The sequence below is a fragment of the Sphingomonas sp. genome, assembly GCF_003248515.1.
Lineage (GTDB): Bacteria > Pseudomonadota > Alphaproteobacteria > Sphingomonadales > Sphingomonadaceae > Sphingomonas_I.
This window is the reverse complement of record NZ_QFOB01000002.1, coordinates 291606-306666: the sequence shown is the minus strand read 5'-3', so window position 1 is coordinate 306666 and position 15061 is coordinate 291606. Positions and strand designations below refer to the sequence as shown.

Below are 15061 nucleotides of genomic sequence, written 5' to 3'. Positions count from 1 at the left end.
CGGCGCGATGCCGATCGGGCAATCAGCCGCCCGTCACGTCCAGGTTCGGATATTTGATGCCGAGCTGATCCAGATAGGTCGGATATTTGGCCGGATCGTAGTAGAATTTCTCCATCTGCGGCCGCAGCTTGTCCATCACGTCCTTGTTCAGCCAGATGGCCGGCTTGTCGCTCGCGGTGATGACGGGATCATATTTCTGATCCTTGAACTGCACATCCCGCTGGAACGCCTTGGCATCCGCGATCAACTTCGGCGTGGTCATCATATCCAGCACCGTGAAGGCCACCGCCTTGGCGCCCGCCACCGCGCCCTTGTGCGCGATCGGCGTGGCCATCGCGATCGCGCTGGTCTTGTTGTGGCCGATCATGCTGGGAATGTTGGAGGGATAGCGGATCGTGATCGTCGGCACCGTCCACATGATATCGCCGATATCGTCCGATCCGCCGCCGGTGGGCACGCGCGCCTCATAAGGGCCGCCGAGCGGGCTGATCGTGGTGGCGAGCGGCTTGATCGGGCGCTTCTGCGCGGTCTGCACCGCCTTGGTGAAGGACTGATCGTCCGCGCTCCACTTGGGCAGGCCGACGAGCTTGATATTCTCATAGGCGGCTTCGGCCATCGGCTTGTTGCCGTAATTGGGCGCGGCATAGCCCAGGATCTGATGCGTCACGCTGGTGCCGGTCGCCTTGGCGGCGGCCTCCGAAATCTCATTGCCCGTCTCATATAGGGCGCGGACATTCTTGAAGCCGAAATCGCGGAAATAATACCAGACGCTTGCCGTATCGGGCACCACGTTGGGCTGCCCGCCGCCATTGGTGATCACATAATGCGAGCGCTGCGAGATCGGCAGATGCTCGCGCCGCATGTTCCAGGCATTGTCCATCACCTCGACGCCATCCAGCGCGGAGCGGCCGTCCCACGGATCGCCGGCGGCATGCGCGGTGCGGCCGTGAAACGTATATTCCACCGATACGAGTGCGTTCGATCCCCCCATGCCCCAGCCCGTGGAAAAATCGCTGGAGACATGCGTGAAGATATTGGCGTCCACGCCCTTGAACAGGCCATCGCGCACATAATAGGCTTTCGTGGCGAGCAGTTCCTCGGCAATGCCGGGCCACAGCATCAGGCGGCCCTTGATGCCGTGCTTCACCATCACGTCCTTGATCGCGATCGCGGCCGCGATCTGGAGTGGCATGCCCGAATTGTGGCCCTCGCCATGGCCCGGCGCGCCTTCCACCATCGCTTTCAGCGTGGGCATGCCCGGATATTGCGAGGTGCCGAGCAGGCAATCCTCATCGCTGCCGAGTGCGATCAGCGGCCCGCCCTCGCCCCATGTCGCCGTCCAGGCACTGGGAATGCCGGCGACGCCCTTGGTGATCTTGAAGCCGTTCTTCTCCAGAATGGCCGTCAGATATTCCTGCGTCCTGAATTCCTGAAAGCCGGGCTCGGCAAAGCTGAACACGCTATCGACCATCTCCTGGACGAGCTTGGCATGCGCATCCACGTCGGCGGCGGCCTCGGCCTTCATCGCGGCGGGCGCGGCGGCGTGGACGGTGCCGATCGGTGCCACGCCGGCGAGCAGGCCCAGCGCCAGCGACTTGAGGCCCGTAGCTTTCATCACATGATCTCCGATCGAAAAAAGCGCCCCGACCTTCGCCGGAGCGCGACATTACGCACGATTGGCAGGCAAAAAGAAACCGGGCGGGCTTCCCGAAGGAGGCCCGCCCGGCAGTTGGTCGGATCAATAATCGACGCGGATGCCCATGCGGAAGACGCGGCCCAGAACATCGTAGAGGTTCCGGTTGGTCTGCGGATAGGCTTCGGTGTTGTCGCCGTTCGGGCCGTTGGCGACGAGCACCGGATCCTTGTTCAGGATGTTCTTGATCGAGAGGAAGACTGAGGCCTTCGTGTTCATGACCGTGAACTTGTAGTCCGCATTCATGTCGAAATACCACGCACCGGCGATGTGATTGCTGTTGGTGGTGCGATAGTCGCTCGTCGAAAGCGGGCAATCGGTGGTGCAGACGATGTAGTTGTTGTTGTACTTGCCCGACGAAACGCCGCGAGCCACCGCCTGGAACGAGAGGCCATTGTCCAGATTGTAGGCGGCCGAGAAGCGGAAGGTCCACTTCGGCAGGCTGCCCGTATTCTGGCCGGCGGCATCGGTGACGGCTGCCACGCCATTGTCGGTCTTCAGTTCGATCGCATGCGTGGCGAGGCCGCGCAGGCTGATCGTGCCGGGGCCGACGTGACGGCGATAGCTTGCCTCGAAGTCGATGCCCTGCGTCTTGATGCCGACGAAGTTGAGCGGCTTGATCGTGACGCTCTGGATGTCGGCATTCGGGTTGGTCGGGCTCGCCGTGCCACCTGAAGCAAGATTGATGTAGCTGCAGGAGGTCGCATCCTGCTGCACGCCATAGCAGAGGTCGACGAGGTTCTGCGCCGAATAGGTCGAGATCGCACCGGTCAGCTTGATCTTGTAATAGTCGATCGAGGCGGCGAAGCCCGGCAGGAAGGTCGGCGTCAGCACGATACCAGCGCCGTAGGTCTTGGCGATTTCCGGCTTCAGGGCTGGATTGCCGACCTGCGAGTTGATGTACGTGTCGGAAAGCGTGTTCGCGCCGCCCGCCACCGTCGGACGCGTAACCGAGTTGGTCGCGCCGCCGCCGGGGTTGAACAGTTCGCCCAGGTTGGGCGCGCGGATATCCCGGCTGATCGTGCCGCGCAGCTTGATGTCGGGGATCACCTGATAGGTGAGGCCCGTCTTCCACGTTTCCACCTGACCCGACGTGGAATAATCGGTCACGCGCAGCGCGCCGTTGAAATCCATGTTCTTGATGATCGGGATCACGGTTTCGACGAAGGCTTCCTTCACGCTGTAGTGACCGACCACAGGAATGAAGTTGCCGTAACGCCACGTCGGGTTGATCGTGCTGCCGGTGCCGATGGGAGCATAGAAGCTGTCGACGAAGCCGCTGACCTTCTCCTTGCGCGCCTCTGCGCCGAAGGCGAGGCTGACAGGGCCGGCCCACACTTCGAACAGGTTGTTTGTGGAGAAGCTGAGAGCGCCGATATCCTGCGTGATGCGCTGATCGCGCGTCGGATTGCGGCCGTTGCCGGTCACGTAATCGATGGCGGCCTGGCTCATGCCGCCCACGCCGATGCGATTGAGCGGAACGCAGGCGGCATCATCGTCGGCCGTGCTGGCATTGGCATTGACGGCGCACTTGATCGTGCCATCCGCCGCCGTGACGGCGTCGGTCGCCTTGGCCATGCGATCATAGTTCCAGGCGTTCACCAGCCGCTCGTGCGTCTTGGTGATGCCCTTCTGATAGTAGCCGCTCCAGTGCCAGTCGCGATCCAGCGCCGTGAAATCGCCGTCCGCGCCCGCCACATAGCGGAAGACTTCGCGCTTCATGTTGCTGCCCTGCGCGGGCAGGCCGGCATTGCCGGTGCTGATGATGATCGACTGGAGATTATTGGCCGTCATCAGCGCCTGAACCGCGGCGGGCAGATAGGGATTGCCCGACTTGATCTCGACGCCGCTGGTGGAGCTGGCACCCGGGCTCGTCGTCGTCGTCTGCGAAGGCGTCGCCTGATAATAGCTCAGGCCGCGATAATAGCTGTAGCCGAACTGGCCGAAGACGTTGAGCCAGGGCGCAACTTCATAGCTCGCGCGGCCAAAGGCGCTGCGACGGTCCTCGGACGGCAGCAGGGTGGCGGTGCCGACATGGCTGGAGCTGGCATAGGCATAGTCACCGCCGGACATCCACTGGCCACCACGCGCACCGACTGCGAGCGTGCCCGTCGTCGCCTTGCCCGTCGACGGATCGATCGTGCCGAAATAGGTGTTCTGCAAGCCGCGCACGGCATCCGACAGCGCGCTATTCGTGAGCGCGAGCGTGCTGCCGGCCGAATTCTTCACGCCAACAATCAGGCCGCCCGGCGTGAAATTGCCGGAGCCGACGCCGCGGCTGACCAGATATTCGTTGGTGCAGATCGTGGCCGCGCTGCTGTCCGTGCAGGCCGACGCGCTGTAAGCCGGATTGTTGATCGTGAAGAAGCCACTGTCATTCCAGTCGCGATCGATCGTCTGGATGCCCTTCTGGTGAAAATATTCACCGGAGGCGATCAGGTGGCCACGGCCATCGCCGAAGGTCATGCCGCCGGTGAGCGAGGCCTTGTGGTTCGCGCCGTCGCCATAGGTGGTGACGCCATATTCATACTCGGCCTTGAGGCCCTTATATTCCTTGTCGAGGATGAAGTTCACGACGCCGGAAACGGCGTCCGAGCCATAGGCCGAGGAGGCGCCGCCCGTCACGACTTCCACGCGCTGGATCAGCGCCTGCGGGATCGTGTTGACGTCGACCGTGCCATCCACCGTGGAGGAAACCGAGCGCTGGCCGTCGAGCAGGACGAGCGTGCGGTTCGCGCCGAGGTTGCGCAGGTTGACGGTGGCGACACCGGCCTGGCCGTTCGAGAGCGCGCCGTTCGAGCTGGCGGCCGTGGCCGAACCGCGCACGGCCGGCAGCGTATTCACGAAATCGTTGATGTTGGCGGGCGCTTCGCGGTTGATTTCTTCCGTGCTGATGACGGAAACCGGCGTCGGAGCGCTATAACCGTCGCGAACGATGCGCGTACCGGTAACGGTGATTTCACCTTCATTCGCCGGCGTCGGCTCTTCGCTGGCCAGCGTGGCAGGCGCAGCCTGCTGCGCCTGGACAGCCTCCACACCAAGACAAAGCGCCATTACGCCTACAGTTGCAAGAATAGCCCGCTTGCTTGCGGACACGGAATTTCGATCGCTGGACGCGATTCCGCTAAGAAGAGTCGTCATCGATTGCCCCCTTCAATTGAATGGCTGCCGAGCGATCCTCTCCGCTCTATTTATGTTTTTAATATCACCCTGATATTTATATTTTTGACGTCTTCAACGGATTGGATCTCATCCGGGGCGGAGTACATGCTCCGCCCCGATCGTCCGAATCTCCTGCGATGAACAAGGTGTAACAGAACCGCCGTATTCGATCCAATCAATCTTCACACATTTTGCGGGCGATTGGTTGGAAATCCACCAATCCCGCCTCATGAAGATCCGCTTTCAAGCGCTCGCGACGAGTTGAGCGCGTAAAACCACCGCAACAAATTCAACGGGCGAAAATCAGCGCCCCTCGCCCGGCCCGCTGAAGACGATCGGCGCGACGGTACGGTGCATCACTTCGCGCATGACGAAGCTGGAGCGGATCTTGGCGACATGCGGCAGCGTGGAAAGCTCGCTGCGATAGACGCGATCATAATCCTCGAGGCTGCGGACATGGACCATCATCAGGAAATCCGTGTCCCCGGAGACGAAGCTGCAATAGGACATGGAGGGGCATTTCACGACCGCCGTCTCGAATTCCACCAGCGCCTGCTCGGCCTGGCTCGACAATTCGATCGCCACCATCACGACGATGCCGAAACCGAGCCTCGGCAGATCCAGCTTTGACGTATATCCTGCGATGGCGCCGCGCTCTTCCAGTATCTTACGGCGCCGGGCGGCGGCGGTGCTGGACAAATGGACGCGTTCGCCGAGATTGACATCGGAGGCCCGCCCATCCGCGCTCAACTCCCGCAGGATGCGAAAGTCTGTGGCATCGATCGAATAGCTACCAGATTCGTCCATGAGTTTCGTCGTCCTAATTGGAAATCCTGCACTGTTGAGCACATTCCTGTCGAAAATTGAAGGGATGCACAAGCCGGAAACATGCTAGCCTCATCGCAGGTGCGGCACGGGCCGGCAGAAAATTTGGGGGCTTCATGATCTGGAAGGCGCGCGCCATCGGCGCGTTGATGGCATCCGTGTGGGCGGCAAATGCGCTCGATTGCGCCGTTGCGCAGGCGCCGGCCGCAGCCTTGCTGCCCGTTCGCGCCGTGGCCGGGGAAGGCCGCGTGTTTTTCACGCTTCCCGCGCCCGACGCGCAGGGAATCGCCGGCCGCTACCTCTATGCCAGCTCGATTCGCGAGGGCCTGGGCTCGGCCGATATCACGCTGGATCGCGGCATGACCGGCAGCCAGCAGATCCTGGCCTTCAAGCGGATCGGCAAGAAGGTGGCGGTGATCTTCGAGAATCACCAGTTCCGCGCGACGGGCGATGCCGATGTCGTGAAGGGCGGGATCGAGAGCTTCCCCGTCAGCGTCATCGCGATGCTGGACGTGGTTTCCACCGATGCCTCGGGCGCGCTCGTCGTGGACGTGACGCCTTTCCTCGGCAGGGACGTGGTGGGCATTGCGGACCGGCTGGGCGGCGGGGCCAGCTTCACGGGGGGCAACAGCGCCGCCGGCGGGCGGGGCTTTCGCCTGGCGGAGGCGCTGAGCGCGGTCGACGCCGCCTCGCTGAAAGCCTTCCCGGACAATATCGAGGTGGATGCGCTCCAGACTTTCACCTCGGACCAGCCCGGCCGCGACGTGAGCAGCATCGCGCCTGATCGGCGGCAGGTGAGCTTCATCGTCCACCACAGCTTCGTCCGCCTGCCGGCGCCGGGCTTCGTACCGCTGAAATATGATCAGCGCTCCGGCACGTTCGGCGATCTTCATTATGATTACGGCACGCCGCTGGGGCAGGACGTGGCCCAGATCGTCGCCAACCGCTTCCGCCTGGAGAAGGTCGATCCCTCGGCCCCGCGCTCGAAGGTGAAGAAGCCGATCATCTTCTACATCGACACGGCCGCGCCCGAGCCGGTGCGCACCGCGCTGATGGAAGGCGTGAACTACTGGAAGACGGCGTTCGACAAAGCCGGCTTCATCGATGCATTCGAGGCCAGGATCCTGCCGCCGGGTGCCGATCCGCTCGACGTGCGCTACAACATGGTCAACTGGACGAACCGGCTGACGCGCGGCTGGTCCTATGGCGGCGGAATCACCGATCCGCGCACGGGCGAGATCGTGAAGGGCAACGTCGTGCTGGGCGCGCTGCGCGTGCGGCAGGACATGATCCTGTTCGAGGGCCTCGTGGGAACGGCGGAGGAAAACAAGGGCACCGCCAACGATCCCGTGCGCGTGAGCCTGTCGCGCATCCGCCAGCTCGGCGCGCACGAGGTGGGCCATGCGCTGGGCTTCCAGCACAATTTCATCGGATCGACCGAGGATCGCACCTCGGTGATGGAATATCCCTTCCCGCGCATCAAGCTGGTGGACGGCAAGATCGACCTGTCCGACGCCTACAAGGATGGCGGCGGCGCATGGGACGATTTCACGGTGGACTGGCTCTATTCGGTGCCGCCGCCCGGCGTGGATCCCGACAAATGGGCGTGGGACAAGGCGCAGGCCATCCAGGGCAAGGTGCGCTACGTGATCGACGGCAGCCGCGGCCCCGAAGGCGTGAGCCCCTATTCGAGCATGTGGGATGACGGCCCCGATCCCACCGCATCGCTGAAACAGATCATGGCCGTGCGCCGCGTGGCGCTCAACAATTTCGGCCCGGGCGTGCTCCATCATGGCGAGCCGATGGCGAATCTCCAGCGCGTGTTCGTGCCCGTGTGGCTGCTCCACCGCTACAGCGTCTATTCGGCCGCCAAGGCGATCGGCGGCATCGATTATGACTATCTCGTCGTCGGAGACGGCCGCGATTTCGCCAAGCCCGCACCGGCCGCGATGCAGACGGCCGCGCTCGATGCGCTGCTGGAAACCCTGTCCTCGAAGGAACTGACGGTTCCGGACCGGCTGGTCATGCCGCTGTCGTCGGCCGCCACGGGGCCGCGCAACGTGCAGTTCAGCCAGGAGGTGTTCAAGACGGCGGCCTATACCGCCTTCGATCCGCTGGTGGCGGCCGATGTCGCCGCACAAATCACGCTGGATGCGCTGCTGGATCCCACGCGCCTGATCCGCGTCTATGAGCAGCATCGCCGTGATCCCTCGCTGCCCGGCCTCGATCTGCTGCTCGACCGGATCACGGCGGCCACGGTGGACCAGCGCGGCGATGCGGTCGCGCGGCGCGTGGCCTATCGCGCGCTCATCACCATGGCTCGCGTCGCCCGTGATCCGGAAAGCTCGCCGGATGTGGTGGCGATCGTCAACGACAGGCTGCGCACGATCGCCGGCCGCCTCGCCAGGGGCGGCGCGGGCGAGGATGGCGCGTGGAGCCGGAGCGTCGCCAAATTGCTGACCGACGAGGACATGCTGGCCCGCGAATTCGCCAAGAAGCAGGTCGCGCCCACCATCCCGCCCGGCATGCCGATCGGCGGCAGCCCGGATTTTGACTGGATGGAGCCGCTGTGATCCCGGCGCTTCCGCGCATGAAGCAGCGCCGCGGCCGCGCGGCATCGCCGGCTCGCGGGGCATGAGCCTGCGTCCGCCCCTGCCGCATCGCCCCTCCCCGGCGCCGGGGCGGCATGTGCTGGCGCTCGGCCTGCTCGCGCTGGTCGGTGGCTGCGGCAAGGGAGTGACCGCTTCGAAGAAGCTGGCGCCGCTGGTGGCGGCCGCCGCGGCGACACCGCATATGTTCATCGAACGCGTCGAGACCGTAGGCACCGCGCGGGCGAACGAACAGGTGACGCTGGCGGCACCGGTGACGGAGCGGATCGATCGGCTGTTCTTCGAGGATGGCGGCTATGTGCGGAAGGGCCAGATCATCGCGATCCTGGCGCAGGGCCAGGAGCAGGCCTCCCTCGCCGCCGCGCAGGCGGACGAGGCGCAGGCCATGTCGCAGCTGCGCCGCATCCAGGCGCTGAGCGCGCAGGGATTCGCCACCGGCACGACGCTGGATCAGCAGGTGGCGGCCGCCCGCCGCGCCCGATCGGATGCGGACAATGCCCGCGCGCAGATCGCCGATCGCGTGCTGCGCGCGCCCTTTTCCGGCTATGTCTCGCTGCGTACGGTTTCCGAAGGCGCTATCGTGAACCAGGGCACGCCCGTCGCCACCATTTCCGACATGTCGCGGATCAAGCTGGATTTCACCGTGCCGGAGACGGCATTGTCCTCCATCCACACCGGCCAGCCCCTGCAGGCGATCGCCGCCGCCTATCCGGATGAGCCGGTGCGCGGCCATATCGAGACGATCGATCCCGTGATCGATCCCGCCACGCGCGCCGCCACGATCCGCGCCATCCTGCCCAATCCCGGCAACCGGCTGAAGCCCGGCATGCTGCTGACGGTGGGGATCGAGGCCGCGACGCGCAAGGCGATGGCCGTGCCGGAACTGGCCGTCGTCGGCGATGGATCGGATCGCTACGTCTATGTCGTGGGCGCCGATCTCAAGGCCAAGCGCACGCCTGTCACCACCGGGCTGCACGATGACGGGCTGATCGAGATCAAGGGGCTGCCGGCCGACGCGCGCATCATCACCGAAGGCGTCGTGAAGGTGGCGGACGGGCAGACGGTGCGCCTGTCCGGCCCGGCCGAAAAGCAGACCGGCGGAGGCGGCTGAGCCATGTTCCTTTCCGACCTGTCCGTCCGCAGGCCGGTCGTCGCCGCGGTCGGCGCGATCCTGCTCACGATCATCGGCATCGTCGGCTTCCTGAATCTCTCGGTCCGCGAATATCCGGAGACGGATCCGCCCGTCGTTTCCGTGCAGACCAACTATATCGGCGCGGCCGCCGCGATCATGGAAAGCCGCGTCACGCAGCCGCTGGAGGAAAATCTGGCCGGCATCGAGGGGATCGAGACGATCACCTCCACTTCGTCGGACGGGCTTTCCAACATCTCCATCGAATTCCGCGCCGACCGCGACGTGGACGCCGCCGCCAATGACGTGCGAGATCGCGTATCGGGCGCGCTCAACGACCTGCCCGAGGATATCCTGCCGCCGATCGTGAAGAAGGTGGATGCGGATGCGCAGGCCATCATGTTCCTGACGGTGCAGGCGCCCGGCTGGGACAAGATGAAGCTTTCCGATTATGTCGAGCGCTACATCAAGGATCGCTTCTCCACGATCGATGGTGTGGCGGAGATCCAGATACGCGGACTTGCCCGCCCCTCCATGCGGGTGTGGCTGGATCCGGATCGCCTCGCCGCCTTCCGGCTGACGCCCAAGGATGTCGAGACGGCGCTGCGCTCGCAGAATGTGGAGCTTCCCGCCGGCCGGATCGAATCCGCATCGCAAAACCTCACTCTGCGCGTCAATCGCGGCTTCCGCACGGCGGCCGACTTCCGCAGCCTCGTCATCGGGCGCGGCACGGATGGCTATCTCGTCCGCCTGGGCGATGTCGCGCGCGTCGAGCAGGGGCCGGAAAACCCTTACACCAGCTGGCGCTACAATCAGCAGACCGGCGTCGGCATGGGCATCATCAAGCAATCCGGCGCCAACACACTCGCCGTGGCGCAGGCCGCCAAGAAGCTGGCCAACGATATCCAGAAGGAATTGCCGCCGGGCGTGCAGATCCTGATCGGATCGGACACGTCCATCTTCATCGAGGAAGCAATCCGGGGCGTGTATCACACGCTGGCCGAGGCGGCCGTGCTGGTGGTGGCGGTGATCTTCCTGTTCCTGGGTTCGTGGCGGGCGACCCTGATCCCGGCCATCACCGTGCCGATCTGCCTGCTTGCCACCTTTGCCGTGCTGTGGGCCTGCGGTTTTTCGATCAACCTGCTGACACTGCTGGCGCTGGTGCTCGCGATCGGCCTGGTGGTGGACGATGCGATCGTCGTGCTGGAAAATATCCACCACCGTATCGTCGGCGGGGAAGATCCGCTCGTCGCTTCCTTCCGGGGCACGCGGCAGGTGGGGTTCGCGGTGATTTCCACCACGCTCGTCGTCTGCGCGGTGTTCGTGCCGGTGATGTTCATCGCGGGCCAGACGGGGCTTCTGTTTCGTGAGCTGGCGGTGGCGATGATCGCATCGGTCGCCATTTCCGGCGTGCTCGCGCTCAGCCTCGCGCCGATGCTGTGTTCCAAGCTGCTGCGCAACGAAAAGCCGGGCCGTCTGGCCGCCTTCATCGATCGCAGCTTCGATCGGCTGGAGCGCGCCTATGAACGCACGCTGGAGCGGGTGATGGCCCGTCCGCTGCCGGTGATCCTCGTGGTGTGCGCCTTCCTCGCCGGATCCGCCTGGCTGTTCATGACGGTGGATACCGAACTGGTGCCCCCGGAGGATACCGGCGTTATCGAAGTGCGCCTGAACGCGCCCGAGGGAACCGGCTTCGACCAGCTCAACCGCTTCACCAAGCAGGCGGAAACGGTGCTGCTCCCGCTCATCGGCGATGGCCCCGTGCGCGCGATGAGCACCCGGCTGCCTTATTCCACCAGCGCGACCGAGGATTTCAACGCGGGCAGCATGACCGTTTTCCTGCGGCCGTGGGAGGAGCGCACCGCCACCTCGCTGGATGTGGTGAAGACGGTCAATTCCAAGCTCGCGGAGCTTACCTCCGTGCGCGGCAACGCCACCGTGCGATCCTCGCTGGGGCGCGGCCGCGGCCAGCCAGTGAATTTCGTGATCGCGGGCGCCACCTATCCCGATCTCGCCCGGGCGCGCGATCGCATCTTCGCCGCCGTGCGCGAAAATCCGGGGCTCGTGAACGTCGATGCCGATTATGTGGAATCCAAGCCGCAGGTGCTGATCGACGTCGATACCAAGCGCGCGGGCGATCTGGGCGTCTCCGTGGACGATGTGAGCCAGGCGCTGCAGACGCTGATGGGCTCCCGCCGCGTTTCCACCTATGCCGACAACGGCAAGGAATATCGCGTGATGGTGCAGGCCGAGGCCAAGGGCCGCAACGACGAGACGCGCCTCGCCAGCGTTTATGTCCGCTCGCGCAGCGGTGGCCTCGTCCCGCTTTCCAATCTGGTGAAGATGCGCGCCAGCTCCACCGCGCGCGAACTGGGCCGTTTCAACAAGATCCGCGCCATCACCTTCCAGGGCGGGCTCGCGCCGGGCTATTCCCTAGGCAAGGCGCTGAAGTTCTTCGAGGACGAAGCCGCCAAGAGCCCCGAGGTGCTGGCCGTCGGCTATCGCGGCGAGAGCCAGTCCCTGAAGCAGACGGGCAGCTCGATCTGGATCGTGTTCGGCATCACCGTCGTCATCATCTATCTGCTGCTGGCGGCCCAGTTCGAAAGCTTCATCCACCCCGCCGTCATCATCGCGACGGTTCCGCTGGCGGTGGCCGGCGGCGTGATCGGACTGTCGCTGGCGCATGTCACGATCAATCTGTTCAGCCAGATCGGCATCGTCATGCTCGTGGGCCTCGCCGCCAAGAACGGCATCCTGATCGTGGAGTTCGCCAACCAGCTGCGCGACGAGGGAATGGCCCTGCATGCCGCGATCGTCCACGCGTCGGTGCGCCGCCTGCGGCCGATCCTGATGACCTCGATCGCCACCGTGCTGGGCGCCGTGCCGCTGGCGATGAGCCATGGCGCGGGCGCGGGCGCGCGATCCGCCATCGGCGTGGTGATCGTGTTCGGCGTATCGATCGCGACGATCATCACGCTCTTCATCATCCCGTTGCTCTATGGCTGGTTCGCACGCCGCACCGGATCGCCGCTGGACGTGACCCGCCGGCTGGAAGCCGCACTGGCGGACGCGCCAGAAACCGGCGGCGGGCATCATACGGCCCCGGCGGAGTGAAACGAGCCTGATCCTTTCGAATATCCGTGAGCTTCCAGCATGGCGACAGGTGCGTCATCAGGACCACGCGGATTATCGCCAAGCGAATCCACAGTTTTTCTCGCGCGGCTATTGGCACCTCGAAGAAACGTTTTTCTTTGGAAAACCCCACGAAAAAAGGATCTTATCGTCAGGGTCCGAATGAACCGAAGATGCGTCGGACAATCTCCGGGCACTTCGACCTTGCCGAATTCGATCCGTTTCGGTTGAATATCCCTGTGGCGCCCAGGGGGCTCGGCGCCACGAAAAGGGGGGAACGCGCATCAAACGCGTCGCGATCGTGGTGGGCACGCGCCCTGAAGCGATCAAGCTCGCCCCGGTAGCCCGCGCCCTGCGCGCCCGGACCGATCTGGAAACCCGCATCGTCGCCACCGCCCAGCATCGCGATCTGCTGGATCAGGCGATGGCGGAAGTGGGCATCGTACCCGACATCGATCTGGATCTGATGAGGCCCCGCCAGACACTGCCCGACATTGCCGGCCGCTGCCTGATCGCGCTCGGCCAGACGTTCGCGCGCGAGCGGCCCGATTATGTGATCGCGCAGGGCGACACCACCACCGTCTGGGCCACCGCGCAGGCCGCGCATCTGGCCCGCATCCCCTTCGGCCATGTCGAGGCGGGGCTGCGCAGCGGCCTGCCCGACACGCCCTTTCCCGAAGAGATGAACCGCAGGATCGCCGGCCTGCTGGCCCGCCACCATTTCTGCCCCACGCCCGCCGCCCGCGCGAACCTGCTGCGCGAAGGAAGATCGGCCGGCACCATTCACGTCACCGGCAATACCGTGATCGATATGCTGCTCTGCATCGCCCGCGATCTGCCCGCTCCATCGCGCGGGCGCCGATCGCTGCTCGTGACCGTCCACCGCAGCGAGAATGTCCGCGCGCTTCCCGCCATCGCCGGCGCGATCCACGCCTTGCTGGAACGCTATCCCGATCTGCGCGTGCTCTGGCCGATCCACCCCAATCCCCGCCTGGCGCCCGCCATTCGCGGCGCGCTCGGCGCGCATCCGCGCGTCGATCTGACGAGGTCGCTTCCCTATCGCGCCTTCGTGCGCGCGATGCGCGACGCGCGCCTGATCCTCACGGACAGCGGTGGCATTCAGGAGGAAGGGCCGGCGCTCGGCACGCCCGTTCTGGTGCTCCGGGGGGAGACGGAACGCGGCGAGGCGATCGCCGCCGGAGCCGCCCGCCTGGTGGGTACGCGGGCCGATACGATCCTGCCCGCCGCGATCGAACTGATCGAGGATGATGCCGCCCACCGCCGCATGGCCGACGCGCCATCGCCCTATGGCGACGGCCGCGCGGGCGAGCGGATCGCGGAGGTGATCCACGCCTTCCTGAAGGAGGACGAGACGGTATCGGGGCGCACCGACGGAAGCCCCGCCGCCGACTGATCGGCGCGGCGCCGCGTGCGCCCTAGCTCCGCTTCATGCCCGGCGGCGGCGGGGGAGGCTGATGCGCCGAACGTGGCGCTGTCGGCAGCAAGGCCGCCACGCGCTTTTCGCCCGTCAGCGCGGCCTGCCCGGGGGGCGGACTACCCGGAACCGGCCGCCCGCCCCCGCCGGGAAACGGCCCGCCCGGAGGCGCGCCGGGCGGCGGCCCCGGCGGAAAACCGCCAGGCCCTCCCTCGCCGGGCGCGGGCGGGCGATCGATCGCCGGATTGGCGTTGCGATCGACCCGGACGAGCAGCGACGCGACATAGCGGCCTGCACTTTCGCGCACGGCGCCTTCCACCGTCGCCCCCGCTTCTATGGCGATGCCGTCTTCCGAATTCAGCGTATCGCGCAGTTCCGAGCGGCGATAGGCCTCCACCTGCGTGTAGAGATATTCGCTCAGCGTATCCGGCAGGAAGAATTGCGAGGTGAGGTTGGTCAGCGCGCCGCGCCGCACCTTGAAATGGATGTGCGTGGTGCGCCCCTGATACCAGCCAGGATAGATGGAATGGAAGGTGGCGGCGCCATCCGCCCCAACGGGCAAAGTGCCGCGCAGGAACGTCTTGCCCTTCATCGCCACGCCCGGCTGATCGAAGCCGGAATAGAGGCCCTGCGCATCGCAATGCCAGATATCGACGAGCGCGCCCTCATAAGGCCGGCCGATTTCGTCGACGACGGTGAACGTCACGTCCAGTGGAATGCCGCTCAGGCCCTCGGTGATGTCCGCCCGATTGAGGTTGAGCGCCAGATAATAAGGGCCTTCGGTCGTCTGCGCGGTGAGCCCGCCTGCGGGATGCGACGGCGACGCGGCAGTGGCGGGGCGCGACAGAGCGAGCGTTCCGGCGCCCGCGAGAGCCGATGACAGGAAAGTGCGGCGCCGGACAGGGGCGCCATCGGAGGGAAAGGTCATGCCGAGCGACTGCCCTTGCGCCCCTTTCGAGAGGTTGAACGAAGTTTCGCCGCGCAGGGCCGATCCGCCGCCCGGCCCGCGCGATCCCCAGCGGCCATGCGCCTCGCTGTTGCGCTCCCCCGCCCCCACCGGCTAGGAGCGCCGCCTT

At 65.3% G+C, this 15061-nt stretch carries 8 protein-coding genes; 4 read left to right on the top strand and 4 right to left on the bottom strand.

The window, feature by feature from the left end; translation table 11 throughout:
• Positions 1-22 precede the first annotated feature (22 nt).
• The 3 genes from DI605_RS04535 to DI605_RS04525 all read right to left on the bottom strand — a co-directional run bounded on the left by DI605_RS04535 (position 23) and on the right by DI605_RS04525 (position 5662).
• Positions 23-1615, bottom strand: a complete 1593-nt coding sequence (locus tag DI605_RS04535) for an amidohydrolase (protein WP_293969688.1) — start codon at positions 1613-1615, stop codon at positions 23-25.
• Between the two features lie 123 nt (positions 1616-1738).
• Positions 1739-4747 (bottom strand): TonB-dependent siderophore receptor, encoded by a 3009-nt coding sequence (locus DI605_RS04530; protein ID WP_293969685.1) that lies wholly within the window; start codon positions 4745-4747, stop codon positions 1739-1741.
• Between the two features lie 411 nt (positions 4748-5158).
• Positions 5159-5662 carry an Lrp/AsnC family transcriptional regulator gene (locus tag DI605_RS04525; protein WP_293969682.1) on the bottom strand — a complete coding sequence of 168 codons (504 nt, stop codon included), beginning with the start codon at positions 5660-5662 and terminating at the stop codon, positions 5159-5161.
• Positions 5663-5796: 134 nt separating this feature from the next.
• Here DI605_RS04525 and DI605_RS04520 point away from each other — a divergent pair, with 134 nt between their 5' ends.
• From DI605_RS04520 to wecB, 4 genes are all read left to right on the top strand, one after another.
• A complete protein-coding gene (locus DI605_RS04520; protein WP_293969679.1) occupies positions 5797-8253 on the top strand; it encodes a zinc-dependent metalloprotease in 2457 nt (818 codons plus the stop codon).
• 61 nt (positions 8254-8314) lie between these two features.
• Positions 8315-9400, top strand: a complete 1086-nt coding sequence (locus DI605_RS04515) for an efflux RND transporter periplasmic adaptor subunit (RefSeq protein ID WP_293969676.1) — start codon at positions 8315-8317, stop codon at positions 9398-9400.
• 3 nt (positions 9401-9403) lie between these two features.
• Positions 9404-12532 carry an efflux RND transporter permease subunit gene (locus tag DI605_RS04510; RefSeq protein ID WP_293969673.1) on the top strand — a complete coding sequence of 1043 codons (3129 nt, stop codon included), beginning with the start codon at positions 9404-9406 and terminating at the stop codon, positions 12530-12532.
• Between the two features lie 319 nt (positions 12533-12851).
• A complete protein-coding gene (gene wecB, locus DI605_RS04505) occupies positions 12852-13964 on the top strand; it encodes a non-hydrolyzing UDP-N-acetylglucosamine 2-epimerase (protein WP_293969670.1) in 1113 nt (370 codons plus the stop codon).
• Positions 13965-13986: 22 nt separating this feature from the next.
• On the opposite strand, the gene DI605_RS04500 is transcribed toward wecB, so the two are convergent.
• On the bottom strand, positions 13987-15042 hold the full coding sequence (locus DI605_RS04500) for an intradiol ring-cleavage dioxygenase (RefSeq protein WP_293969667.1): 1056 nt from the start codon (positions 15040-15042) through the stop codon (positions 13987-13989).
• Between the last annotated feature and the right edge of the window lie 19 nt (positions 15043-15061).

Coding starts and splice junctions, on each gene's coding strand:
- DI605_RS04530 (WP_293969685.1), bottom strand. CDS start 4,747: ATGGCGCTTTGTCTTGGTGTGGAGGCTGTCCAGGCGCAGCAGGCTGCG.
- DI605_RS04520 (WP_293969679.1), top strand. CDS start 5,797: ATGATCTGGAAGGCGCGCGCCATCGGCGCGTTGATGGCATCCGTGTGG.
- DI605_RS04515 (WP_293969676.1), top strand. CDS start 8,315: ATGAGCCTGCGTCCGCCCCTGCCGCATCGCCCCTCCCCGGCGCCGGGG.
- DI605_RS04535 (WP_293969688.1), bottom strand. CDS start 1,615: ATGAAAGCTACGGGCCTCAAGTCGCTGGCGCTGGGCCTGCTCGCCGGC.
- DI605_RS04510 (WP_293969673.1), top strand. CDS start 9,404: ATGTTCCTTTCCGACCTGTCCGTCCGCAGGCCGGTCGTCGCCGCGGTC.
- DI605_RS04525 (WP_293969682.1), bottom strand. CDS start 5,662: ATGGACGAATCTGGTAGCTATTCGATCGATGCCACAGACTTTCGCATC.